Source organism: Archangium minus, from assembly GCF_044360475.1.
Lineage (GTDB): Bacteria > Myxococcota > Myxococcia > Myxococcales > Myxococcaceae > Archangium > Archangium minus.
The window spans coordinates 9,176,503-9,200,779 of sequence record NZ_CP043494.1; the positions used below are offsets into that span (position 1 = coordinate 9,176,503).

Annotated in this window: 17 protein-coding genes and 1 CRISPR repeat array; of the genes, 9 read left to right on the top strand and 8 right to left on the bottom strand. The window is 65.3% G+C overall.

All coding sequences use genetic code 11. From position 1 onward, the window contains the following. Positions 1-12: 12 nt before the first annotated feature. On the bottom strand, positions 13-2,235 hold the full coding sequence (locus F0U60_RS37305; RefSeq protein WP_395806818.1) for a right-handed parallel beta-helix repeat-containing protein: 2,223 nt from the start codon (positions 2,233-2,235) through the stop codon (positions 13-15). Between the two features lie 507 nt (positions 2,236-2,742). On the opposite strand from F0U60_RS37305, the gene F0U60_RS37310 reads away from it, so the two are divergent. Next, positions 2,743-4,305 carry an alkaline phosphatase D family protein gene (locus F0U60_RS37310; RefSeq protein WP_395806819.1) on the top strand — a complete coding sequence of 521 codons (1,563 nt, stop codon included), beginning with the start codon at positions 2,743-2,745 and terminating at the stop codon, positions 4,303-4,305. 308 nt (positions 4,306-4,613) lie between these two features. Beyond that, the gene (locus tag F0U60_RS37315; RefSeq protein WP_395806820.1) at positions 4,614-5,612 is read left to right on the top strand and encodes a twin-arginine translocation signal domain-containing protein; all 999 of its coding nucleotides are present in this window, start codon (positions 4,614-4,616) and stop codon (positions 5,610-5,612) included. Between the two features lie 27 nt (positions 5,613-5,639). Here F0U60_RS37315 and F0U60_RS37320 read toward each other — a convergent pair whose 3' ends face one another. From F0U60_RS37320 to F0U60_RS37340, 5 genes are all read right to left on the bottom strand, one after another. After that, entirely contained in the window at positions 5,640-6,182 is a 543-nt protein-coding gene (locus F0U60_RS37320) for a YqhA family protein (protein WP_395806821.1), read from the bottom strand. Between the two features lie 132 nt (positions 6,183-6,314). Continuing rightward, a complete protein-coding gene (locus F0U60_RS37325; RefSeq protein ID WP_395806822.1) occupies positions 6,315-7,097 on the bottom strand; it encodes an alpha/beta fold hydrolase in 783 nt (260 codons plus the stop codon). 109 nt (positions 7,098-7,206) lie between these two features. Then, positions 7,207-8,196, bottom strand: coding sequence for an alpha/beta hydrolase (locus F0U60_RS37330; RefSeq protein WP_395806823.1), 990 nt, complete (start codon positions 8,194-8,196; stop codon positions 7,207-7,209). Positions 8,197-8,273: 77 nt separating this feature from the next. Further along, positions 8,274-8,744, bottom strand: coding sequence for an NUDIX hydrolase (locus F0U60_RS37335; protein WP_395806824.1), 471 nt, complete (start codon positions 8,742-8,744; stop codon positions 8,274-8,276). Continuing rightward, a complete protein-coding gene (locus F0U60_RS37340) occupies positions 8,741-9,928 on the bottom strand; it encodes a DUF2380 domain-containing protein (RefSeq protein ID WP_395806825.1) in 1,188 nt (395 codons plus the stop codon). Before F0U60_RS37340 ends, F0U60_RS37335 begins: the two co-directional genes overlap by 4 nt. Before the next feature lie 535 nt (positions 9,929-10,463). On the opposite strand from F0U60_RS37340, the gene F0U60_RS37345 reads away from it, so the two are divergent. The 7 genes from F0U60_RS37345 (at position 10,464) to cas2 (ending at position 17,890) form a co-directional block, all read left to right on the top strand. Continuing rightward, positions 10,464-12,716 carry a CRISPR-associated endonuclease Cas3'' gene (locus F0U60_RS37345; protein WP_395806826.1) on the top strand — a complete coding sequence of 751 codons (2,253 nt, stop codon included), beginning with the start codon at positions 10,464-10,466 and terminating at the stop codon, positions 12,714-12,716. 25 nt (positions 12,717-12,741) lie between these two features. After that, the gene (gene cas5c / locus F0U60_RS37350) at positions 12,742-13,404 is read left to right on the top strand and encodes a type I-C CRISPR-associated protein Cas5c (RefSeq protein WP_395806827.1); all 663 of its coding nucleotides are present in this window, start codon (positions 12,742-12,744) and stop codon (positions 13,402-13,404) included. After that, positions 13,401-15,131: a type I-C CRISPR-associated protein Cas8c/Csd1 gene (gene cas8c / locus F0U60_RS37355; protein WP_395806828.1), complete on the top strand. Its 1,731-nt coding sequence runs from the start codon at positions 13,401-13,403 to the stop codon at positions 15,129-15,131. The genes cas5c and cas8c overlap by 4 nt, the downstream gene beginning before the upstream one ends. Before the next feature lie 40 nt (positions 15,132-15,171). Next, positions 15,172-16,113, top strand: a complete 942-nt coding sequence (gene cas7c / locus F0U60_RS37360; protein WP_395806829.1) for a type I-C CRISPR-associated protein Cas7/Csd2 — start codon at positions 15,172-15,174, stop codon at positions 16,111-16,113. Between the two features lie 140 nt (positions 16,114-16,253). Further along, positions 16,254-16,733 (top strand): CRISPR-associated protein Cas4, encoded by a 480-nt coding sequence (gene cas4, locus F0U60_RS37365; protein ID WP_395806830.1) that lies wholly within the window; start codon positions 16,254-16,256, stop codon positions 16,731-16,733. Further along, positions 16,712-17,593 (top strand): type I-C CRISPR-associated endonuclease Cas1c, encoded by an 882-nt coding sequence (gene cas1c, locus F0U60_RS37370; RefSeq protein WP_395806831.1) that lies wholly within the window; start codon positions 16,712-16,714, stop codon positions 17,591-17,593. The genes cas4 and cas1c overlap by 22 nt, the downstream gene beginning before the upstream one ends. 6 nt (positions 17,594-17,599) lie before the next feature. Beyond that, the gene (gene cas2, locus F0U60_RS37375) at positions 17,600-17,890 is read left to right on the top strand and encodes a CRISPR-associated endonuclease Cas2 (protein WP_395806832.1); all 291 of its coding nucleotides are present in this window, start codon (positions 17,600-17,602) and stop codon (positions 17,888-17,890) included. Between the two features lie 198 nt (positions 17,891-18,088). Next, a CRISPR array of direct repeats spans positions 18,089-22,564; the repeat unit is 31 nt; unit sequence CTGCTCTTCGGAGCGGGGCGTGGGTTGAAAC. A 112-nt stretch (positions 22,565-22,676) separates the two neighbouring features. Here the strand turns inward: cas2 and F0U60_RS37380 are convergent. Both F0U60_RS37380 and F0U60_RS37385 read right to left on the bottom strand, forming a co-directional pair. Then, positions 22,677-23,834, bottom strand: coding sequence for an RtcB family protein (locus F0U60_RS37380; protein WP_395806833.1), 1,158 nt, complete (start codon positions 23,832-23,834; stop codon positions 22,677-22,679). Continuing rightward, a complete protein-coding gene (locus F0U60_RS37385; protein ID WP_395806834.1) occupies positions 23,831-24,211 on the bottom strand; it encodes a ribosome-binding factor A in 381 nt (126 codons plus the stop codon). The genes F0U60_RS37380 and F0U60_RS37385 overlap by 4 nt, the downstream gene beginning before the upstream one ends. Positions 24,212-24,277: the final 66 nt, after the last annotated feature.

Below are 24,277 nucleotides of genomic sequence, written 5' to 3' on the forward strand. Positions count from 1 at the left end.
GGCCTTCTGTTTCTAGCGAATCTGGACGACGAAGGTCTCCCACGGGCCAACCGAGGTTTGGTTGGCGATGAGCGGGCCGCTCCCGGAGTTACTGGCAGAGACATACAGCCCGTTGATCTGCGAGCGAAGGGCGATGTTCCCATTGCCAGCGTCGACCTCGGTGAAGGTCTCCCACGGACCGACCGCGGTGCGGTTGGCGATGAGCGGGCTGTTCCCATAGTCCTCGGCACAGACGTACAGCCCGTTGACCTGGGCGATGAGGGCGATGTTCCCGTTACCAGCATCGACCACGGTGAAGGTCTCCCACGGACCGACCGCGGTGCGGTTGGCGATGAGCGGGCTGTTCCCAGAATCATCGGCACAGACGTACTGCCCGCTGCTCACCGCCTGGAGGGAGACATTCGTACCGGGGATCAGCTTGCGGGAGCTACCATCGGGCCAGCTGTTCCCGGTGACAGTGGCCACGAACCCGTTCGAATAATTGAGGAACGGAGACCTTCCGGACTCCAGGCCACTCACGGTATTGCCACGGATCGTCGCGGACCCGGTGGGAGCTGGATAGAACGGCGGGGAAATAACAACTCCGTCCAGCCCCGGAGAAATGATCGTATTGTTCTCGAAGAGGATGTTGGAGCTCGTCGAGAAACCAACCCCGTTATACAGGGAGTCGATCACAGTATTCCCACTGACAGTGACGTTCGCGACCGTTCCCACGTTCTGACCGTCACCGCCGTTGCCAATGTGAAGAGCGGGCTGCTGTTGGACAAAGCCATTGCCGCCGCTGCGCACGACGGTGTTCCCTGTCACCGTCCCGGAGAGCAGATCCGACCCGTTCACGCCGAACTTCATCACGCCCAGGCCGACATACCTCGCCGTATCACTGATGTAGTTGTCTTGCACCAGGTGACCGCTGCCACCGTAAATCCCGATCCCCTTCCCTCCCCACGGAGCGATGGAGGTGTTGTTGATCAGGGTGGCGTTGGACATCGGCGTGTAGTGCTGATCCCCGTTGTAGTCCACCGAGTTGATGGCGATCGCGTCATCGCCCGTGCCTCGGACGAAGTTGTTTCGACCGGTCAGGTTGTTACCAACGGTTCCCGTGAGGCTGACGTTGTTGAGGTTGAACCCATCGGCCCAGATGCTCGTGAGGCGGCAGTTCTGCACTGTTCCGCCGGTACCCGAGGCCCAGAACCCGGACATCGTATGTTGAGTCCAGATGCTGTCCGCCAGCCAGTTGGTGCCCGTGGTGTCCATGCCGCCGCCGCAGCCATCCACGACAGCCCTGCTGGGAGCGTTCGAATCGAGGGCGAAGTTTCGCACCGTGCAGGACGTGAGGTTGAAGATGGCGCCCAACGGGTTCGCGTTGGGAAGCGGCATGTTGCGGTAGATCGTGCTGTACCACATGCCCGCCCCCTGGATGGTGATCCCCGTCGCGTTGAGTCCGCCCGTTGTCCTGACATAAAAGGTGCCCACGGGAATCCATACGCTCTTCCCCTGGGCCTGGGCGGCGTTGATGCAATTCTGGATGGCGGCTGAATTATCGACGCTGCTGTCGTTGGCCACGGCTCCGCAGCTCGTAATGGAGAGCGAGTTGGCCGGCTGGGTGAGTGGAGGGGGAGGATCCTCCAGATCAACGACGTCGATGTGGTAGAACGATGCTGTATTCTCTGGATCCTTCTGAAGGCTGATCGTGGCTCCCGGAGGGACGGCCGCACCCGTGATGAAGGTGTGCATATCGTCGAAGAAGACGCGTGGAGCGCCGTCCGCGGGGTTCTGGTTGTTGCCTTGATAGTTGTTGTTACCCTCATAAAGCCACGTTTGTTTCGAGCTCAGAGTGAGGGCCTGGCGAAATACCCCATTGACGTACAGATTCAACGTGGCGGTGATCCCTCCACCGTTCGGGGCATCCGGAATGCTCGCGCGCACATTGATGGCGGTGATGTTCTTGCCGGTATTGTTCACCCACTGGACATAATGCCCGTTTCCCGTGAGTCGGACATAGGCATGCCCCGAGGCCTCCAGCTCTGGACTCGAGTACTGCGACGTCGGCGGGGACGTCAGGGATGAGATAGAAGCACCACCCCCCACCTTTCCAGCCTCGGCCTCATAGCTAACGAAGGGCGTGGTCGCTCCAACGGAGGCATGGGCTCTGCCTCCAACGCACAAAAGCGTGCTCGCAACCACCAGAATGTAATGAATTTGGAAAAATGCTCTCATTGGCGTCTTGGCTTTCATTCGCCCGACCTTTCTGTGACGGCTTACTGGTTATTCATAAATAAATTGTTTCCGCAAGCGAAAACCTTGACACACACGACACAAGTGGACCCAGGTGAGTAAGGGAAAGAAAGCCGGTTGAGCTGAGGTCAACTCCGAGGCCTGCCCATCATGTGTGCATGCTCTCCCTCGAAATAGGGATTCTCCACAGCATCGAACCTGGTATTTGAGCCAAGCCGCCCTGTTGCAGTGCTCATTGGCAGAGCGATGCGACTGGGCGTCCACCTGCCCATGACTCCCTCATACCCAGACACGCGATCAGGAGGATGCCTGGCCGCGAGGTCCGAGGCGGCCCCTCCCGGCCAGGCATTGGGGTAACTCGGCCTTCTACCTGATGTCCATGAGGTGACGCCCCGGGCCCTACTCCGCCCCGGTGGAGCGGGGTCTTTCCATCAACTGACCACCTCTTGATTTCAATCGCCCCTGGAGGGTCTCCGCCTGCCGCTTCGTGCATAGGATACCCCGCGCATGCCCCGCCCTCCCCTGCCCCACTCGCGCTTCGGTGACCTGCGCTTCCCGTGCGCCGTGGCGGTGGGTGCCGTCAGCCCGGACTCCGCGCGCCTGTGGCTGCGCTCGGACGTGCCCGGCCCACACCGGCTGGAGGTGTGGCCGCTCGAGGGTGAAGGCCCGCGGCGCTCTGCCTCCTGGCGTTTCACTCCACCCAAGGAGGCAGACGGCACTGGCACCCTGCTCTACCCTTATGACTTCCCGGGTGAGCCGCCGCTCGCGCCCTTGCGCCGCTACGGCTTCCGCATCACCCGTGAGTCGGACGGAGTGCTCGTGGGCGAGGGCCGCTTCGAGACCCTGCCTGCGCGCCCCGAGGACACGCCCTCGTCCTTCACCTTCGGCCTGTTGAGCTGTCACCAGCCCTTCAGGCCCTCCGGCCAGGTACGGCCCGAAGCCGTGGCAATGCTGGAGGCCACGCGCCGCACGTTGGCATCACACCACGCGCGCTTCCTCGTGATGTGCGGCGACCAGTTCTACGTGGACGAGCCGCCCCCGCTGTCCCTCTTCTCGCCGGAGTTCTTCCGTCGAGCAGGTCCACCGGGACGAGCGCAGCTGCTGGAGTGCTCAGCGGACGAGGTGCGGCGGCTGTATCAGCTCCGCCACCGCCAGTTCTGGGACCTGCCCGGCTGGCGAGCACTACAGGCGCAATACGCCACGTGGCTCATGCTCGACGACCACGAGGTGGTGAACAACTGGGGCGCCGAGCCCGAGCATGCGGGCCCCGGGTGGAAACCTCTCAACCAGGGCGCGCGGGCGGCATACCTCGACTACCAGGGCTCACGGGTGCTCGGCCCATGTCCGGAGGGAATCCCCGACACCTTCGACTTCAGCTTCGACTATGGCAGCACGGGCTTCTACGCCATGGATCTCCGCAGCCAGCGCCGCGGCGGTGCTCAGCCCCGCGTCTACGCACCGGAGCAGCTCGCCCGGCTGTCCACGTGGCTGGATGCGCACCAGGATAGCCGCGCGGTGTTCCTCGTCCTGAGCGTGCCCATGGTGTACGTGGCCTCGTGGGCCTCCATGGGCATCGCGATGCTCCGCAACCACCGGGGCGACGCGCGGGACCGATGGACGCATTCATGGAACCTGCCGGACCGAGACCGGCTGCTGAGCCTCTTGCTCGCTCACCAACACCGCTGTCCCGACCAGCGCGTGGTACTGCTCAGCGGAGACGTACACCTGGGCTGCTCGTTCGCCATTCACTGGCTGGGTAACGCACACGGCACCATGTACCAGTTCACCTCCAGCCCCGTGACGCACCTGCGGCGCGGCTTCTCCGCGTGGGCGGCCGGACACCTGCCTCGCACGGAGTTGCTGCTGAAAGTGGAGAACGGCCCCGCGGCGCGGCTGGTGCGGATGAGCGGAGTCGGTGGCGCAGACCGCAACCCGTACAGCGGGCTGAACGTGGGCGTGGTGGAGGTGCGCGACCAGGGCGCCCATTCCACCGTTCGCTTCAAGCTGGTAGGCCAGGATCCACGTCACCCGGACGAGCCTGTCACAGTGTTCGACACGGGCGAGCTGTGAAACCGGAAGCCCGCTCGCCTACTGCTCGGTCGCGCCGCAATCCGGACCGATGCCGAGAAAGACAAACGAGACAGCCGCGCCGGGCTCCCTCGGTTGGGTACCCTCAGAGCCAGGTACTGTAGCTCCCGCGGCTCCTCCTGTTCTCCCTGGTCTGGAACGCAGTCTCCAATCCAGAAAACCCGAAAAAATCACGCCCTCCCTCTTACAGCCGAGCAATCCCTCAGCATGACGAGGCCCAGGCTACGCAGACGAAAGAAGGTCAAGAGCCGATGAACACAAGGATGGGTTGCAGAAAAACTCGGACGGATGTGAGCCGGCGAGCGTTCCTCAAGGGCTCACTGGCGACGTCGGGAGGGCTCGTCCTCGGAGGGGGAACGGGGCTCGTGTCAGGTCTCGCCAACGCGGCACCCGCCGGTTTCCCGAACTACACCTACATCGGCACGGCGTTCAACAAGGTGAATTTGAGATACAACCCGACTGGCGAGCTCATCTTCCCCTGCATCCGCGGCACGATTGGCCGTGTAGCGAACCCCTTGGCGCGCTACTACCTGTATTACGCGCCCCACGATGCACCCGGTGGCATCTGTCTGGCTTATAGCGACCACCTCTATGGTCAGTTCACCGAGTACCCCTACAACCCGATCTTCTCGCGAACATGGCCAGGGGGCCCACCCGACATCAGCCACGTCTCGTCACCGCACGTGCTCTGGAACTCGCGGGTGAATCAGTTCTACCTGTATTTCCACGGTGAGAACACGGTCACCCGCGTGGCGACGTCCACCGACGGCATCCACTTCACCTACCAGGGCGGGTGCGTCTCGACGAGATTCTTCACGGATGGCTCCGTCACGGAGACGTCCTACGCTCGGGTGTTCGAGCACGACATTCCATCCAAGGGCAGCCACTACGTCATGGTTTTCATGGGGAACCAGAACGGGAGACGCCGGATCTTCTGGGGCTGGTCCAAGACCGGTGACGCGCAGAGCTGGACAATCCAGCAGACCCCCCTCGTCTCGCCAGCCGCGGATGGTGAGACAAACATCTCCGGGCCGCATGTGGTGTTCCGCAACGGAACGGCCTACGTCATCTACCACGGAGGTAGTGGTAGGATGTACATCACAGAGGTCGGGATGAACTTCGACAAGGAAGTCCACCTCGGAGTGTTCCACACGCCGCTGGGCGGTTGGCCAGACAATGGCCGGGCGGCGGCGCCGTCGTTCGGCACCGAGGACGGTGAGGAGTACATGTTCTACGAGGCCGGTGACCGCCTCAACGCCACGATCGCCGTCGCCAAAGTGCTGTGGTGACGTGGCCTTGTCGATTCCTTTCCCCCTCTAATGCATCTCCGAGCCACCACGGGGCTTGAGTTTGCCCAGGTAGAGCGTCAGTCCGATGAGGACGATGCCCAACGCGAGGTAGAGGAGGTCGAGCGCACGGTCGATGCGCAGGAGCAGCGCTCGCTGGAAGAACTCGATGACGAGCACCAACACGAGCAGCTTGGCAATGCGCTCTTTGAGGTCTTCCAACCCACCGATATGAAGCAGACGAGGAGCGAGGGGCGACTCCCGCGCCACATCCAGCTTGCTGATGAAGAACTCGTACAAGCCCAATGAGAAGATGATGAGGATGGCGGTGATGACGTAGCCATCCACCGATTTGACGATGAGGGTGAGGGCCTTGGCGCGCACCTCCGAGCGCTGCTCAGCCGTGAGCGCCGCGTCCGAGTAGGCCCACATCAACTCCGGAAGCAACAGGGCATCCACTGTCGCCATGTAGAAGGCCGCTAGCGCCATCAACGTACTGAAGGTGACGCCGCCCAGCATCACGAGCCGGCTGGCCCAGAGGGCCGATTCGAAGGCTCTTTCCAGCTTCTTCATCCGGGCTCACGTCCCTAGCGTCGCGGCCCGCTTGAGGCCCTTGGGAATCTGGTGAGCGGTACGAGCGGAAACCATGGCCGTAGAGGGCAATCCCGTGATGGACGGTCAACAGGACAGAGCCTGGGCCGAGTCCTACTGTGGCGACAGCGTGACGAGGAACGCGTCGAGCGCGGCGTTGAACTCGTCCGGCGCGTCCATCATCAGCCAGTGGCTCACGCCCGAGAACACAGTGTGGGGGATGTTCGGGTAGAGCAGGTGGTACGCATTGGGCTGGATGAAGGCGTCCACGACGAGGGTATGGACGGGACCCTTGTACCGCTCGAAGACGCGATCCGAGTTGTACGCGAGCAGGCTCTCCAGCGCGTTGGCGACCACCTCGCGCGGCGTAGCGTGCAGCCAGCGCATCACCGCCTCGCGAGTCCCCGGCTTCGCGTTCTGGAGAACGGGGGCAAACCACTCGTCCATGAAGCCGCGGTACTTCTCCGGACGCATGCCCTCATTGAACCAGGCGAGCTGCTCGGGAGTCAGCGGCGGCATGGTACCGGCGGTGTCCACAAAGACGAGCCCGGCGAGCCGCTCGGGCCAGCGGATGGCGTACTCACCCGCGGCGGCGCCACCAAAGCTGTGCCCCACGAGGACGAAGCGCTCCAGTCCCAGCGCGTTCGCCACCGCGTGCACATCCTCGGCGGCGTCCACGGCTCCGTAGCGGCCCTGCGGGTCCAGGTCCGAGTCCCCCATACCGCGCAGGTCGAAGGATACAGAGCGCTGCTTCAGGTGTGCTTGCTGCGCGGCCCATTGCTCGCGCCTGCCGCCATTGCTGTTGACGAAGAGGACGGGGAGGCCGCCCTCACCGCAGTCGGTGACAGCGAGCCGGCCCGCGGGACCCTGGACGATGTGTGTGCGAGTGGATTGCATGGCTCCATCCCAGTAGCTCCCGGTGGAACGTGCAACCCCTCTCGTCAATGACATCCTTCGGAGAACACCTCCCGCTGCGTGTCCATCTGATTCTCGCACCGAGGTCCCCTCACGAAGCGGGCGTGGCCCCCACGACCGCTCCGCGCTCGGCCAGGAAGTCGAGCAGCGCCTGCCGAAGCTGCGATATCCCGGGCTCCTCCACCGGGAAGTGGCCTGCGTTCTCCAGCAGCACGAGCCGCTTCGGCACCCGCAGGCGCTCGAAGAAGGGGCGTGAGAGGGAGACGTTCGTCCACCGGTCGTCCGCCGGATGCGTCAGCAGAACGGGGCACACGTCGAAGGACTCCGGCGGTACGAGGGGCTCGGACTCGAGGAACGTGCGCAGGAACCGCCCAGGCATCCATGTCCCGCCCGCCAGCGGATCCGAGGCGATGGCTCGCGCGAGCTCCGGCGTGTTCGCAATGGCGAGCATGTTGCCCGCCAGCCGCATGGGCACTGGCAGCGAGTCCGTGAGGAAGGGCAGCGCCGTGAGCATCGGTCCCGCGAGGCCACTCATCCAGGGCCAGCGCACCATGCGGCGCCGCACCTCCGGGTCTTTCGGGGCGAGGAAGCACGTCGAAACGAGGCCCACGGGGAGGCGGGTCCGCGCAGTCACGTCATAGGCGAGCATCCCGCCCATGCTGGCGCCGAAGACCACCAACGGGCGTCGCGAGCGGCCGGCCTCCGTCTCCAGCACGGCGGCCAGGGTGTCGCGCCAGTCGTCGTAGACCAGGGAGCGCTTGTCGGACACCTGCGTCAGCCCGTAGCCCGGCAGGTCTGGCGCCACGACCTCGTAGCCGAGCGACGCGACCATGGCGCCGAAGGGCGCGAGCAGCCGACCATTGCCTCCACCCCCGTGGACAAGCACGAGCGTGGCGGGTGCTTCCGGACGGCGCCAGCAGTCCAGGTGGACGCGGAAGGTCCCCATGTCCAGCCACTCCTCACCCGGCATCGGAGCGTTCGCCGCCCCGAGTTGGAGGTGACCAGGCAGCAGCGACTGCACACGGCGCCAGCCCGAATCATGGGTTGCGTACGTCGGCGGAGACTCCGGAGTCTGAGACATGGCGACCTCCTTACGACCAGAGCACTCCGGCGGCAAGGTCCGGCCACTCTCCCATGGTCCTCTTCAGCGGATGAAGTTCAGACTTCCTCGTCGGGCAAGAGCATGCGCAGCAACTCGTCATCAGGTCCGAGCGGGCGCCACCCAGGGGGTGGTGGCGTAGCGCGGAGCGCTGCCCTGGCCCGTCTGACACGCTCCTTATGGGTTTCCGGGGTGAAGCTAGTCCACATAGCCAGTGCCTTGGCGACCTCGAAACGGGCCTGGTCGTCCAGCACGGAGGGCCAACCTTCAGGGAGATTCTGTGACAACAGGCGCACAAGTACATCGCGCACAAAGCGTGTGACCCGATTAGTCTGCTCTGCTTCAGCGAGCAGGCCGCCCAACACCTGCACCCCAGCAATGTCGTCCTCGCCAAGCTCCTCGGCTAGCACATGCAATGGGACAGCAGGGCGCGCCTCGGCGAAGGCGGTGAGCGATGCGAAGCCACGCTCGCGGACCCGCTCATACAGGCGGACCCGCCAGTTACCCCGCCAGGCACTCCCATCTGTCATCGGCCTCTCCCAGGGACGAAATTCATCGGGATTTTATATAACTTCATGTACTCCGCGACGATCTTCAGGATCTCGCTCCGCTTCAACATTCGACCCGCTTCGGCCTCTGCGTCGCGCAGTGCCTCCATAATCATCTGGTTCCACTCACCGGGCCATTTGCGACCCTGGCGCCAGTCGCCACCGCCATGAATCGCCTCGTGGCTTGCCTGATCCATTTTGACGCAGAACCGGTCGATACTCATTTCGCCGGTGAAGCCACGTTTCTCGAACCACTCGCGGAACTCTCGCGGCAGGACGTGGTGCCGCGGTGGCTCGGTCATGCCGGCCCCCGCTCTACTCGTCACCCGCATACCCCGCACCTCGGGCCCGTCGCCGAGTGCGTCGCGAACGCCTTGCGGTAGATCCTGGTTTGATTCAGACATCAACACCAGGCCGGCACGTATCCGCACAGCGGCACTGACGACTGGAAGGGAGATGACGCCCGCCTGCACGAGCCGGCGCATCATCTCCACCCACTCGGCGGAGACGACAATCTGCGTGCCCATCATCACGCCGTTGGAGCCCACCACCAGACCCACGCCGAACGTGGCGGGAGATACCGGTGGCAGTCGCGGCAGCGACATTCTCATCGCCGATAGCAGGGTGAGCATCTCAATGCTCTGCGCCGCTGCCATGAGCTGCCTTCCGCGCTCCTCCGCCATGCGCACGGCCTTACGGGTTGCATCGAACTCGCCAGTGAGGTGGCCCATCAACGCGACGAGGTCGGACGCTGCTGCCTCGACCTGCCCAGGCTCCTGCGAGGAGAACGCCGTCATGGCGGGAGCGATCATCTTCTGCAAGCGCTCCATGTCCACGAATAGCCTCTCCGCACTGTAGAAGGGGCATTGCTTGAGCACGACGTCAGCGAGATTCAGGAAGTCGAGCCATGCGGCGAGCAGGATGGAACTCAACATGGCGGCCTCAAGCCGTGGTCCGGTGAGGCGCAGGATCGCGAGCTGCATGTCCGGATCACCCACCTCCAAGGCCGTGTTGGAGAGCCTGGTGGCAGCAGCAAGCTCGGCGTCAATCCATCGCAATTGGCGTTCGCCATAATTGACGAAGGGGCCAAAGAGGCCAGCGATGCCCTGCTTGCTGGCCTTGAGTCTGGAGAGTTCGCTGGAAAAGCGGCGAGTGGAGCCCGACACGTCGATAATGGCACCAAAGACCGCCTGACGGGCCTGTGTAGCGCTCTGCCTCTCAGCTTCCGCAGCGTCACGGGGAAGTGCGCCCCTAACTGATCCCATAGTGTGACCGGAGGCCACCGCTGTCACGGCCTCACGGGAACCTTGGCGACGATGCAGCCGTTCTGACGCCTCGCGCTCAGACAACGAGGGTCGCGCGGAGGAAAGGGCGCGCTGGGGATCCTCGCTCACCGCTCCTTCGACTAATGGGGGTGCAGCAGCCTCGCGCGGCGTGTAGCTCGGGCTGCGCCCCCCACCGGGCGGGGATGTCAACGTCACGCAGCCAGTCGTCAGTAGGGCAATGGTGAGTGATAACCCCGACCACCAGGTCCGCAACGAGTCAGTGCGCATCGTCCCCCCCCCAGGATCTGGTTCTCTGGCCCTTCCGCATGGGAGAGCAACAGCAGCACCAGAAGTGTGGAAGTCATCAGGGCATGCGTTGGAGAAAGAGCCAGTTTTCTTGCGCTCCTCCTGAGCACCTCCAGACTTCGAGAGCAGCATGCGCGCAGCCACTGAACAGCAGCCACTTACCACAGAGCCTCTGGCCCACCTGGACGAAGCTGGCCGGCCTCACCTCCTCCATGACCATCTGGTCCAGGTCGGAGAGCGTGCACGCGAGTTCGCCGAGCGCTTCGGAGCTGGGGAGTGGGCCCGCCTGGCTGGACGCTGGCACGACCTGGGTAAGTACTCCCACGGATTCCAACGCATCATCCGCGAAGAAAACGGATTCGAAGCGCACCTCGAGAAGGAGGAGGACAATGGCCCGCGAGACCACTCCACCGCAGGTGCTCTCCACGCCCGGCAGGCCCTGGGCAAAAACTCGGGGTCTCTCCTAGCCTTCGCCATTGCCGGCCACCATGCTGGCCTAGCCAACCGTGAACGGCTGGAGCAGCGATTGGAGCGTAGGAAGGACCTGCTCCAACGCACGTTGGGGGCGCAACCTCCATCGGCACTGCTCGAAGCCACTGTCCCTGCCCTCCCCTCCTTTCTCTCGAGCAAGCCTCGCAACCGCCAGGAGGCAGAAGCCGCCCACAGAGACCTGGAACTGTGGACGCGTATGCTCTTCTCCTCGCTGTGCGATGCGGACTTCCTCGATACCGAGGAGTTCTTCGCTCCCGACCGCTCCCTGTTGAGGGGTGGTCAACCCTCCATGGCAATCCTGCGCGAGAGGTTGGCCACTTATCAGGAGGGTCTGCGGGCCCGAGCCGTCCCTTCCGAGGTCAACCGCGTGCGCGCCGAAGTGCTCGCCGCCTGCCTTCAAGCCACCTCACAGCCTCCTGGATCATTCAGTCTCACTGTTCCCACCGGAGGCGGCAAAACGCTCGCCTCGCTGGCCTTCGCCCTCGACCATGCCGCGCGCCATGGCCTGGAACGCGTGGTGGTGGCCATCCCCTTCACCTCCATCATCGAACAGAGTGCCGCTGTGTACCGTGACGCCCTGGGCGAGGAGGCCGTGGTCGAGCACCACAGCGCGTTGGATCCACTACGGGAGACAGCGCGTAACCGGTTGGCCTCGGAGAACTGGGATGCACCCGTGGTTGTGACCACGACGGCGCAGCTCTTCGACAGCCTCTTCGCTCGACGTCCAGGCGCGTGTCGCAAGCTGCACAGGCTGGCACGCAGCGTGTTGGTGCTGGACGAAGCGCAGACGCTCCCCCCTCAACTGCTGACTCCCATCCTCGATGTAATGGGCGCACTGGTGAGGGATTACGGAACCAGCGTCGTAGTCTGCACAGCCACGCAGCCAGCGCTGGGGCGCACCGCTGAACTGCCGGTTGGGCTGGAGCGCATGCGGGAGATTGTTCCGGCCGAAGTCCGAGCATTCGAGCGCTTGCGCCGGGTACGAGTGCGCTGGCCCACCTCACCCGAGCCCACCTCCTACGAAGCACTGGCCGAGGAACTGGCGCACCAGCCGGACGTGTTGGCAATCGTCCACCGACGCCGAGACGCGCGCGAGCTGTGCGAATTACTGGACCGCAGGTTGGGAGACACTTCCACACTGCACCTGTCTGCACTCATGTGCCCACGCCATCGCAGCCGGGTACTGGCCGAGCTGAAGGCCCGAAAGGCGCGTCAGGAGCGAGTACGCCTGGTCTCCACGCAACTCGTGGAGGCCGGGGTGGATGTGGACTTCCCCGTGGTGTACCGGGCATTGGGTGGGCTGGACGCGCTGGCTCAGGCAGCCGGACGTTGCAACCGCGAAGGGCGACTGAGCGAACTGGGCGAGCTCCGTGTCTTCCTCGCCCCCACGATGCCTCCGCGAGGCGTGGCCACCACGGCCCTGGAGGTGACTCGTGGCCTGCTCTCGGAGAACCCTAACCTGGATCCATTCCAGCCAGACACGTGCCGCCGCTACTTCCGCCGCCTCTACGCCGCCAAGGATCTGGACGCCAAGGGTATCCAGGCCATGCGCGCACAGCTCCGCTTCGAGGATACGGCTCAGCACTTCCACCTGGTAGAAGACAGCTGGTCCGCTCCGGTCGTCGTCCCCTGGGGAGAAGCAGCTGCGCACGTGGCTCGGCTGGAGCACGCAGGTCCCAGCCGCGAGCGGCTGCGGGCGTTGCAGGGATTCACAGTGCAGGTACAAGCGAAGCAGCGAGAACTATGGCTGGCAAGGGGTCTGGCTCGGCCAGTGGCGGACACAGTGGTGGTCCTGGGGCCGGAGCTGGCACCGGCCTACGATGAGCGCTTCGGCCTGGTGCCCGAGCGCGTGGGCCTGCTCGACGCGGGCTCGTTGGTAGTGAGCGATTGATGTCCCTGAAGGGGGGACCCTGTCGATGATGAAGAGGGAGAGTGGTCGCTTCCGCGTCCGGGCGCGGGGGCCAGTGGCCTGCTTCACCCGCCCGGAGATGAAAGCCGAGCGTGTCAGCTATGAAGTCATGACCCCCTCGGCTGCACGAGGGCTCTTGGAGGCAGTGCTATGGAAGCCCTCCATCCGCTGGCATGTGCATGAAATCGCCGTGCTGGCTCCCATTCAGTGGACCAGCTTCCGCCGCAACGAGGTGGGCAGTCGCGCCTCACCCAAGGTTCGGGACTTCTACGTGGAAGAGCGTCGGGCCCAACGCAACACCGTGGCCCTGCGCGACGTGGACTATGTCATCACCTGCTCCTTCGAGCTGACCGGGCGGGCAGGCCCGGAGGAGAACGTCCGCAAGTTCGAGGAGATGTTCGAGCGGAGGCTCGGACGCGGACAGTCCTTTCACCAACCCTACCTGGGCTGCCGCGAGTTCGTCGCCGACGTGGAACCGGCCCCCTCAGAGCTCCGTCCTATCCAGCCAGAGGTGGACCGGCCGCTGGGGCTGATGTTCTACGACTTCGACTATGGGCCGCGCGGCGAAATCTCCGTACGTCCGCTCTTCTTCGAGGCCCGGCTCAAGGGTGGTGTGCTTCACGTGCCACCACGGAACGAAGTGTTGCACGCCAATGGGGGCAACCCATGATGTTGCAGGCGCTCTACACGCTGGCCCGCGAGCAGGGCTGGTTGGAAGACCCGGACTACGAGGAGCACGCCGTCCACTTCCTGCTGCGGGTGGATGACGAGGGACGCCCCTTGTCGCTGGAGTCCACGGTTGACGAGCAGGGTCGAGCCAAGGCACTGCGCATTCCCAGGCTACCCCGGCGCACCTCTGGCGTCAGTGCGGGACTCCTCGTCGATAACGCCAAATACATCCTCGGCTTAGGGGACCCGGAGAAGGAGAAGCCGGAGCGGCTGAAGCAGTGCATGGAGTCCTTCCAGGAACGTGTGGCCGAGGTGGAGCAAGCCACAGGCGACGCGGGAGTCCGGGCCGTGCTGCGCTTCCTCGAAGCTCGAGACCAGTGGCTGCCTCGTCTGCTGGCCTGGCGCCCGCGTGAGGAATGGGGCGGAGACGAGTACATCGCCTTCATCTACGCACCAGACGAGGTCCGCTGCGTTCACGACCGCGAGCCCGTGCGTGCATGGTGGAGGACCGCACGTGAGCAAGAGGAGCAGCAAGGCGAAGCCGCTTCGGTGCGGTGCCTCGTCACCGGTGAACTGGCGCCGCCTGCCCGTCTGCACCCCGCGGTGAAGAACGTGCCTGGGGGCCAGAGCTCCGGCACCTCGCTCGTCTCCTTCAACGAGGAAGCGTTCTGCTCTCACGGGCTGGAACAGGGGTCCAACGCGCCCGTCTCTCGAGCCGCCGCCGAGGGCTACACCACCGCGCTCAACTGGCTGTTGGCTCGCGCGGAGGGTCGCCGCTACCGCCGTGGTGTCGGCCTGGGCAACGGCGCGGTGACCGTCTTCTGGACTCGCACCGAGACCGGCTTCGAGGACGTACTGGCCTCACTCTTCGAGGCCCCGGACGCCCAGCGCGCGGTGGAGCTGGCCACCTCGCCGCTGCGGGGCCTGGAGCCCTCCGACCTCGACACCACTCCGTTCTACGCCGTCACCCTCAGCGGCAACAACGCCCGCCTCGTCATCCGCGACTGGCTGGAAGCCACGGTCGGCGACATCAAGCGCAACGTCCTCCGCTACTTCGCGGACCTGAAGCTGGCCGGAGACGCGGACCAGCCCATCCCACTCTGGATGCTGTTGAAAGCCGTGGATCCACCCGGCCGCTCGGAATTGCCTCCGCTGCTCGGCACCCGGCTCCTGTCCGCGGCCCTCCGCGGCCACCCCTTTCCTCGCGAGCTGCTCGCAGCAGCCCTCCAGCGCCTGCGCGTTCCACCTCGAGACGGAGACCCCGTCTGGAATCTTCGCGCGCGCGTCTCCCTCATCAAGGCCACCCTTTCACGGCTGCCTCGTAGCGGCCTGCCCTCCCTGGAGGTCTCCATGTCCCTGGACGAAAAGAACACCGCCGTTCCCTACCTGCTCGGGCGTCTGTTCGCCGTGCTCGAGCGACTGCAGTACACGGCCCAAGGACAGACCAACACCACCCTGCGAGATCGCTACTTCGGCTCGGCCATGGCCCACCCCGCCGTCGTCTTTCCCCAGCTCCTGCGCCTCTCCAACCACCACGCCTCGAAGGCCGACGAGAAAGGCCGGTGGCTGGAGCAACTCAAGGATCAGATCTGCGCGGGTCTACCCGCTCGCCCATTCCCCACGACCCTCGGCCTGGAAGAGCAGGGCCTCTTCGCAGTGGGCTACTACCATCAGCGACACCGTTTCTTCGAAAAACGCACCGCAGACTCCGAGCCGGCATCTGCGTGAGCCACTCCCGACTCCCGACAACCCTTTACAGGAGCATTTCATGTCCGAGCTCAAGTATCGCTATGACTTCGTCCTCCTCTTCGATGTGAAAGATGGAAATCCCAACGGTGACCCCGACGCGGGCAACCTGCCGCGCGTGGACCCGGAGACCGGCCACGGCCTGGTGACAGACGTCTGCCTCAAGCGCAAGGTGCGTAACTTCGTGCAGCTCGCACGGGATGGACAGGAAGGCTACGACATCTACATCAAGGAGAAGGCCGTGCTCAGCCAGCAGCAGGGCCGCGCCTATGCAGCCCTGGGCCTCGAAGCCCCCGCCGCTGACGAGGGCGAGGAGGCCGCCAAAACCGACGAGGGTGGCAAGAAGAAGGCAGCGAAGAAGCCAGCGAAGAAGGCAGCGGACGGAGAGGTGGTGGAGAAGGCACGCGACTGGATGTGCCGCAGTTTCTATGACATCCGCACCTTCGGGGCGGTGATGTCCCTCAAGGAGAACAACGCCGGCCAGGTTCGAGGCCCGGTCCAGCTCACCTTCGGTCGCTCGGTGGACCCCATCATCAGCCTGGAGCACGCCATCACCCGCATGGCGGTGGCCACCCAGAAGGAAGCGGACCAGCAGGGCGGAGACAACCGCACCATGGGCCGTAAGACGATGGTGCCTTATGGGCTCTACCGCGCACACGGATTCATCTCGCCCGCGCTGGCCAGGCAGACGCACTTCGGCCCCGAGGATTTGGAATTGCTATGGCAGGCGCTCGGCCAGATGTTCGAGCATGATCGCAGTGCCGCGCGCGGACTGATGGCCTCGCGGCGGCTCATCGTCTTCGAGCACGAGAGCGCGCTTGGCAATGCTCCCGCCCACCGACTGTTCGACCTGGTGAAGGTCAGCCGCAAGGACAGCTCACGGCCCGCGCGCGACTTCTCGGACTACGAGGTGACGGTGGGCTCCGTGCCCAACGGAATCAACCTCGTCGAGCGGGCGATCTAACGCCTGCTCCGAGAAGCGTTCTTTGACAGGTGCATAGCAGTTTGCCTCGGGGCGGCTCGACACTTCAGCGGGTAGGCCGCTGGAGTGACACCCCAGGTGGTCCTCCACTTCCACCGCGCCTCCTGATTGAAATCAGGCACATGAGCTACCCCAGCGAGGCAGACACAGCCCTCCCCCTGTCCGCCCTGCAACACCTGCTCTACTGCGAGAGGCAGACAGCCCTCATCCACGTCGAGAGGGTGTGGGTGGAGGACGGGGCCACCGCTGCCGGGCGCCTGCTGCATGAGCGCGCCGATACGCCCGGCGCGGATCGCCGCCGCGGTCTGCGCGTGGTCCGTTCGCTGGAGCTGCGCTGCGAGCGCCTTGGCCTCTTCGGCCGCGCAGACACCGTCGAGTACCACCCCGAGCCAGCCCTCCCGGGCCGCCTCCGCCCCTTTCCCGTGGAGTACAAGCGCGGCCGGCTCAAGAACGAGCTCGCGGACCGCGTCCAGCTCTGCGCCCAGGCGCTCTGCCTGGAGGAGATGCACGGCGTCCCCGTCCTCCAGGGGGCTCTCTACTACGACGCTAGCCACCGCCGCCGCCTCGTGGATTTGGCCGCGTGGGCTGCTCACCCGAGCTGATGGCCGCCCTCAGCGAAGCTGGTATCCACCTCTCCTTCTTCTCCCCTCAAGGTCGGCTGCTCGCACGAGTGGAGGGCGTGCCCGGGGGAAACGTGCTACTGCGCCGCGAGCAGTACCGCGTGGCCGATGACCCTATCCGGACACTGGAACTGGCGCGCGCAATGGTCGTTGGCAAGGTCGCCAACGCACGCAGTTTCCTCCTCCACGCCCGCCGAGATGCGGCCGAGGAGCGTAAGCCTGCCTTCGCAGAGATCTGTGACCGGCTCGCGCTCCACCTGCGCGCCCTTTCCCACGCCACATCCGTGGAGGAGGTCCGTGGACTGGAAGGCATGGCAGCCCGCGACTACTTCTCCGTCTTCTCTCTTCTGGTGAAGCGCCAAGAGGAGGCTTTCCGCTTCGGCGGACGCTCGCGCCGTCCACCGAGGGATCGCATCAATGCGCTGCTCTCTTTTGGCTATGCCCTGCTGATGCAGGACTGCGCCGCGGCCCTTGCAGGTGTGGGCCTCGACCCTGCAGTGGGATTTCTCCACGAGGAAAGACCCGGCCGGCTCTCGTTGGCGCTGGACCTGATGGAAGAGTTCCGCGTCCCACTGGTGGACCGATTCGTCCTGTCCCTGGTGAACCGTGGTCAGCTCACACCCGAGGACTTCATTGAGGAGCCCAACGGGGCATGGAGACTCACGGACGCCGGCCGAAAGACCTTTCTCACCTCCTGGCAAGAGAACAAACGTGGCGAGTTACGCCATGAGTTCCTCCAGCAGAACGCCCCCTGGAGCCGCATGCCCCACTTGCAGGCCCTGCTCCTGGCGCGCACCTTGCGCAAGGACTTGGACGTCTATCCCCCCTTCTCCATGAGGTAGCCGTCTATGTTCGTCATCGTCTGCTATGACGTGTCCAACCAGGATTCGGTAGGAGCCCGCCGCCTTCGCCGTATCGCGGAGGCCTGCAAGAACTATGGAGTGCGAGTGCAGTACTCAGTCTTCGAATGTCAGCTGGAAGCCAAAGACTGGGTTGTCCTCAGAGACAAGCTGTTGTCCGAGTACGACTCCCAACGTGACAGCCTGCGTTTCTATTACGTGTCGATTGATGATGCACAGCGGATCGAGCACTACGGAGTACGTCGTCCACTGGACCCCACCGGGCCCCTGGTCGTGTAGGACAACGGACTGGAGCGCGAACCCCGGCCGATGCGCTGCGCGCCGTAGGTTCGCGCAGCATGTAACTCCCCGAAATCACACGTTTGGGCCAGGTGCTGTGGGAGTACGCCCAGCCCACATCCGTCACCTGAAGCCAAGTTCGCGAAAATCGGTTTCTTTCCTCAATGGTTTCCGTGTGTTACGCCCCCCGGGATCGCTCTGCTCTTCGGAGTGGGGCGTGGGTTGAAACTCGTTCCGGTCCCGCATCATCGCGCGTCTCATGCCATCGCTCTGCTCTTCGGAGTGGGGCGTGGGTTGAAACGTCGGTCCTGCGGTCGTCTTCTTGGCCATGTGGCATCGCTCTGCTCTTCGGAGTGGGGCGTGGGTTGAAACATCGTTGCTGCTCCTGTGACTGCGGGGTGAAGGGATCGCTCTGCTCTTCGGAGTGGGGCGTGGGTTGAAACCGTGATCAGCCTTGGCGTGAGCCCGCGCAGCTCGATCGCTCTGCTCTTCGGAGTGGGGCGTGGGTTGAAACTGCATCACCGAGCTTCGTCCGATCCAGGGCTGGATCGCTCTGCTCTTCGGAGTGGGGCGTGGGTTGAAACATCGCCACCGCTGCACACGACGCTTGGCAGAGTTGATCGCTCTGCTCTTCGGAGTGGGGCGTGGGTTGAAACGGTTGGGTGGAGGGCGCCTCCACGTTGCCCTCGGCGATCGCTCTGCTCTTCGGAGTGGGGCGTGGGTTGAAACTGGTTGCTGAACGGCTTCTTCGGAAGAGCCCTCGATCGCTCTGCTCTTCGGAGCGGGGCGTGGGTTGAAACCTCTATCTGCGAACGTCGCCCAACGTGCCAAGCGCATCGCTCTGCTCTTCGGAGCGGGGCGTGGGTTGAAACTGGAAGGCCCGGGACAGGTACTACGGGCGCTCGCTATCGCTCTGCTCTTCGGAGCGGGGCGTGGGTTGAAACGTTGGAGCCCTGCTGGACCCTGCCGATGAACTCGATCGCTCTGCTCTTCGGAGCGGGGCGTGGGTTGAAACGGGCTGCACTACTGGTACATCCCCGTGCCGTCGTGATCGCTCTGCTCTTCGGAGCGGGGCGTGGGTTGAAACCGTCACACACCGCGCCTTGCGCGCGGGGCGCTCGATCGCTCTGCTCTTCGGAGCGGGGCGTGGATTGAAACTTCCTCTCCTCCATGGACGTCATTGGCTTCGTCCGATCGCTCTGCTCTTCGGAGCGGGGCGTGGGTTGAAACTTGGCCACGTTGCTTCCTCCTGAGAGACACCATAAATCGCTCTGCTCTTCGGAGCGGGGCGTGGGTTGAAACTTCACGAGCCCCGAGTCGGCCAGCTTCGACAGGGCAATCGCTCTGCTCTTCGGAGCGGGGCGTGGGTTGAAACCGAAGCGCGCCGCAGAGTGGAATCACCGCGCGGCGGTCGCTCTGCTCTTCGGAGCGGGGCGTGGGTTGAAACAACAGCACCCGCTCCACCCTATCGAACTCCTCGAGTCGCTCTGCTCTTCGGAGCGGGGCGTGGGTTGAAACAGCGCGTCGGCGCGGGCGCAGGCGTCGGCGATGGTCGCTCTGCTCTTCGGAGCGGGGCGTGGGTTGAAACTTGCTCGCGCCCAGTGGTCGGGCGGAGTCGAGGTGGTCGCTCTGCTCTTCGGAGCGGGGCGTGGGTTGAAACCTCCTGAGAAGCACCATAAGCGATAATCCGCGACGACGTCGCTCTGCTCTTCGGAGCGGGGCGTGGGTTGAAACATAGCATGCGCCCTCCGCCCCTTGCGGGGTGTAGAGTCGCTCTGCTCTTCGGAGCGGGGCGTGGGTTGAAACTCGTTCTCAGTCATGCGGCCCTCTGAAGCTCTTCGGTCGCCCTGCTCTTCGGAGCGGGGCGTGGGTTGAAACGTCTGTGCAGGCTCGGGCCTCACCTCGCGCGTCAGTCGCCCTGCTCTTCGGAGCGGGGCGTGGGTTGAAACACCACGCGGCGCGCGGGCAAGTCCACGACGATAACGGTCGCCCTGCTCTTCGGAGCGGGGCGTGGGTTGAAACGCGCGCGTGCCAACCCCCGCCCCAGCCCGCCAGGGCGTCGCCCTGCTCTTCGGAGCGGGGCGTGGGTTGAAACACCGGCATCAAGGCCAACTTCGGACCCGAGGGCTGGTCGCCCTGCTCTTCGGAGCGGGGCGTGGGTTGAAACACCGGCATCAAGGCCAACTTCGGACCCGAGGGCTGGTCGCGCCCTGCTCTTCGGAGCGGGGCGTGGGTTGAAACACGTCAGCGACTTTGACGGATCCCACCGCGAGCTGGTCGCCCTGCTCTTCGGAGCGGGGCGTGAGTTGAAACAGGAAGACCCCCCGCGCCATCGGCTCACCGCAGTCGTCGCCCTGCTCTTCGGAGCGGGGCGTGGGTTGAAACTGGTAGTCCTCGCGGCTGCCCGCCTCGGCCAGACGTCGCCCTGCTCTTCGGAGCGGGGCGTGGGTTGAAACAGGAGCATTGCCCGAGGCGACGACACGACCTGGGGTCGCCCTGCTCTTCGGAGCGGGGCGTGGGTTGAAACGAGGCCTACGGCAACCACCCGGGCCCCTACGGCAAGTCGCCCTGCTCTTCGGAGCGGGGCGTGGGTTGAAAACCGGAGATCGCCGCCGCCACGCGAGACCTGGCCGAGGTCGCCCTGCTCTTCGGAGCGGGGCGTGGGTTGAAACCTTGTCGGCCAACGTCCAGAGCCCGATGAGGAGCAGGTCGCCCTGCTCTTCGGAGCGGGGCGTGGGTTGAAACCCGCCCGCAGCGCGCATGGCGGCCAGGGCGTCGGTCGCCCTGCTCTTCGGAGCGGGGCGTGGGTTGAAACCTGCGAGGGGGCTACATCGCCCATGCCCCCGACAGTCGCCCTGCTCTTCGGAGCGGGGCGTGGGTTGAAACGCCTCCACCCGCACACCCGCACGGCCGGGTCCTGTCGCCCTGCTCTTCGGAGCGGGGCGTGGGTTGAAACTTCAGCCGCACGCGCGCCAGGTCACGCCGCCAGGCAGTCGCCCTGCTCTTCGGAGCGGGGCGTGGGTTGAAACTATGCGGACGACCACAGCAAGCGGTTCGGGTGCTGGTCGCCCTGCTCTTCGGAGCGGGGCGTGGGTTGAAACTGGATCTGCCCCTCCGGGAGAATGTAGGCGAGGCTGTCGCCCTGCTCTTCGGAGCGGGGCGTGGGTTGAAACCTTCGGTGCTGAGGGGTTAACCGCGACACGCCGAAGTCGCCCTGCTCTTCGGAGCGGGGCGTGGGTTGAAACCGAAGGCAAATACGCGCATGAGCTACGCCGCCTCCGTCGCCCTGCTCTTCGGAGCGGGGCGTGGGTTGAAACAACATCTGGCGTCAGGCGTCTGGTTGCGTCACCCGTCGCCCTGCTCTTCGGAGCGGGGCGTGGGTTGAAACTTGATCTCCTCAAGCCGTTCGGCCTGCCATCTCGTCGCCCTGCTCTTCGGAGCGGGGCGTGGGTTGAAACATCTCGGCGATGACGTGCGCCGGGGCGCCTTCGGCAGTCGCCCTGCTCTTCGGAGCGGGGCGTGGGTTGAAACCCACCCGAGGGGATGACCACGGGGGAGCCCGTGTCGTCGCCCTGCTCTTCGGAGCGGGGCGTGGGTTGAAACATGTGGCCTCCAAGGACGTGGTACACCCGACGGATGTCGCCCTGCTCTTCGGAGCGGGGCGTGGGTTGAAACTTGTTGCGGTCGCGCTCGACCTTGGCGATGTGGGGTCGCCCTGCTCTTCGGAGCGGGGCGTGGGTTGAAACTTCTCCGAGTCGATGACGCCGATCAGCGCGCCAGGGTCGCCCTGCTCTTCGGAGCGGGGCGTGGGTTGAAACATCGTCATGTTGCTACCGTCTCCTGGGGGCGTAGTCGCCCTGCTCTTCGGAGCGGGGCGTGGGTTGAAACTGTCACTTGTCATTGCGTCGACGGCGGGGACCGTGGTCGCCCTGCTCTTTGGAGCGGGGCGTGGGTTGAAACGACCTCGTCCACGACGCGAACATGCGCAAGGCCCCATCGCCCTGCTCTTCGGAGCGGGGCGTGGGTTGAAACTGTTGGTCCGCCTGCTGCTGGGCGATGCCAGCGAAGTCGCCCTGCTCTTCGGAGCGGGGCGTGGGTTGAAACTTGTCCGCCTCGCGTTGCGCCAGCAGTCTCCGGACGTCGCCCTGCTCTTCGGAGCGGGGCGTGGGTTGAAACTCCTCACGGATGCGGAGACGGTTGGCGATGGGGGTCACCCTGCTCTTCGGAGCGGGGCGTGGGTTGAAACGGCTACGCCATGACAGCGGCGCTGACGGGTGGGGACGTCGCCCTGCTCTTCGGAGCGGGGCGTGGGTTGAAACCAGAAACCCATGCCCTTGATGATCGCCTGTTTGTGGTCGCCCTGCTCTTCGGAGCGAGGCGTGGGTTGAAACTTCGCGAAAGCCACCAAGTCACGCAGGGCCTCGTCGCCCTGCTCTTCGGAGCGGGACGTGGGTTGAAACACCATCCGCCCCGGCAACGATGCTGCCCATATCCGTCGCCCTGCTCTTCGGAGCGGGGCGTGGGTTGAAACCGGCAGGACGCCTATGGCGCCCCGCTGATGAAGCGGTCACCCTGCTCTTCGGAGCGGGGCGTGGGTTGAAACCTAGACAAGCTGAGGGAAGGCGCCGCTCAGGTTGGTCGCCCTGCTCTTCGGAGCGGGGCGTGGGTTGAAACATGAAATCGAACGGCTTGGCGCCGAACACCTCAGTCGCCCTGCTCCGCACTGGAGCAGTCTCGCCGGAAGACCTACGGGCGGCGGGAGCAAGTCCCGCCGCCCCCTCACGCCTCAGCCCTTGAGCACGGCGATCGGCGTGAGCCGCAGAACGGGCGTCACCAGCTCCGCCTCGTCCTCCAGCACCTCCGCGATGTCCCGGTAGGCCTCCGGAGCCTCCTCCACCAGGTCATGCACCCGGCCTCGGTCGAACACCACCCGGCGCAGCGCCTGCTCCAGCGCCGCCGGGCGGATGCGTGCTCGGGCCTCTCCTCGCGTCAGCACCCTCCCTGCCCCGTGCGAGCACGAGCGGAAGGCCCTCGGCTCTCCCCTCCCCTCCACCACGTACGAGGCCGTTCCCATCGAGCCGGGAATCAGGCCCCGCTGTCCAGCCTCGAGCCCTACCGCGCCCTTGCGGTGGATGAGCAGCACTCGGCCCAGGTGCGTCTCCTCCTCCACGTGGTTGTGGTGCACGTCCATGCTCGCGCCTGGCTCCGGCTCGCATCCGAGCGCCTCGGCCAGCACCTCCACCGCTCGCGCCGCGAGGGCGTCCCGGTTGGCTCGGGCGAAACGGCAGGCCCAGGCGATATCCGCCAGGCACGCGGCCCCCTCGGGAGAGTCGGTGCGCAGCCCTGGCAGCGAGCCCTCTCCCTTCGCAGTCGCCACCCGCAGGTGATGCGAGGCAATGGCGCCTCCGATGCCTCGCGAGCCCGAGTGGATGAGCAGCCACAGGTCTCCCCCCGCGTCCCGGTCCAGTTCGAGGAAGTGATTGCCGCCCCCGAGTGTCGCCAGGTGTTTCGGCGCGAGACGCTCCCAGTCCTTCTGGAGCCGGTGGGTGGACAGGCTCGCGGCCTGGAGCTCGGGAGGCAGGGGCAGACCCGCGCCCCGGTGCACGGCGTCTCCCACCGGGACCCGCCGCGCCACGGCCGCCATCAGCCGCTCCAGGTCCGCCCTCCCGAGTGACGCCGCCGGAAAGGCGAACCGGTGCGCACTGACGCCGCACCCGAGGTCACCCCCCAGTGCACCCGGGACCACGGTGCGCTCGGTGGCGAAGACAGTTCCCACGGCCACGCCCTGGGCCACGTGGACGTCCGGCATCGCCGCCACGTGCTCCACCACGTACGGCTGGCTGGCGATGTGTTGGAGTTGTTTCACTGCCCCCGGGGGCACCTCGCGCGCCCAAGCGAGGATGGGGACGGCTCCGGGCGGGCTTTCGAGGACACGAGGCATCATGACTCGTCTCCTTCCTCGCCAGGGGCCAGGCGCGGCGCCACTCCCACGCAGATGAAGCGCAGGTGCGGGACACGCTTGAGGTTCAGGCCAAGCGCGAGTTGCGAGCGGATGAAGCCCATCGCGCGGTCGAGCGCCTCCTCCACCGGGGCCGGGCCGGACTCCTGGCGCTCGGGGGGAAGGGTAAAGCCAATACGGGCATGGCGGCCGTCCGGTGACAGCTCGAGCGTCGTGATGACGACGCCCTCGAGCAGCGGGTCGGACAGCTCACCTCGGAACAGGAGGGACACCTCCTCGAAGAGGGTGGACTGGAGGCGCAGGTGGCGCGCCGGAATGGACGCTTCTTCGGACGAGCGGGTACGGCGAGGCTTCGAGCTCATGGAGCGAACGGTTCCCTGGACGCCGCACCCGGATCCGGGCACGGCGCGCTGAGTCAGGAAAAGACG

Coding starts and splice junctions, on each gene's coding strand:
- F0U60_RS37305 (WP_395806818.1), bottom strand. CDS start 2,235: ATGAAAGCCAAGACGCCAATGAGAGCATTTTTCCAAATTCATTACATT.
- F0U60_RS37310 (WP_395806819.1), top strand. CDS start 2,743: ATGCCCCGCCCTCCCCTGCCCCACTCGCGCTTCGGTGACCTGCGCTTC.
- F0U60_RS37320 (WP_395806821.1), bottom strand. CDS start 6,182: ATGAAGAAGCTGGAAAGAGCCTTCGAATCGGCCCTCTGGGCCAGCCGG.
- F0U60_RS37325 (WP_395806822.1), bottom strand. CDS start 7,097: ATGCAATCCACTCGCACACACATCGTCCAGGGTCCCGCGGGCCGGCTC.
- F0U60_RS37330 (WP_395806823.1), bottom strand. CDS start 8,196: ATGTCTCAGACTCCGGAGTCTCCGCCGACGTACGCAACCCATGATTCG.
- F0U60_RS37335 (WP_395806824.1), bottom strand. CDS start 8,744: ATGACAGATGGGAGTGCCTGGCGGGGTAACTGGCGGGTCCGCCTGTAT.
- F0U60_RS37345 (WP_395806826.1), top strand. CDS start 10,464: ATGCGCGCAGCCACTGAACAGCAGCCACTTACCACAGAGCCTCTGGCC.
- cas5c (WP_395806827.1), top strand. CDS start 12,742: ATGATGAAGAGGGAGAGTGGTCGCTTCCGCGTCCGGGCGCGGGGGCCA.
- cas8c (WP_395806828.1), top strand. CDS start 13,401: ATGATGTTGCAGGCGCTCTACACGCTGGCCCGCGAGCAGGGCTGGTTG.
- cas7c (WP_395806829.1), top strand. CDS start 15,172: ATGTCCGAGCTCAAGTATCGCTATGACTTCGTCCTCCTCTTCGATGTG.
- cas4 (WP_395806830.1), top strand. CDS start 16,254: ATGAGCTACCCCAGCGAGGCAGACACAGCCCTCCCCCTGTCCGCCCTG.
- cas2 (WP_395806832.1), top strand. CDS start 17,600: ATGTTCGTCATCGTCTGCTATGACGTGTCCAACCAGGATTCGGTAGGA.
- F0U60_RS37380 (WP_395806833.1), bottom strand. CDS start 23,834: ATGATGCCTCGTGTCCTCGAAAGCCCGCCCGGAGCCGTCCCCATCCTC.
- F0U60_RS37385 (WP_395806834.1), bottom strand. CDS start 24,211: ATGAGCTCGAAGCCTCGCCGTACCCGCTCGTCCGAAGAAGCGTCCATT.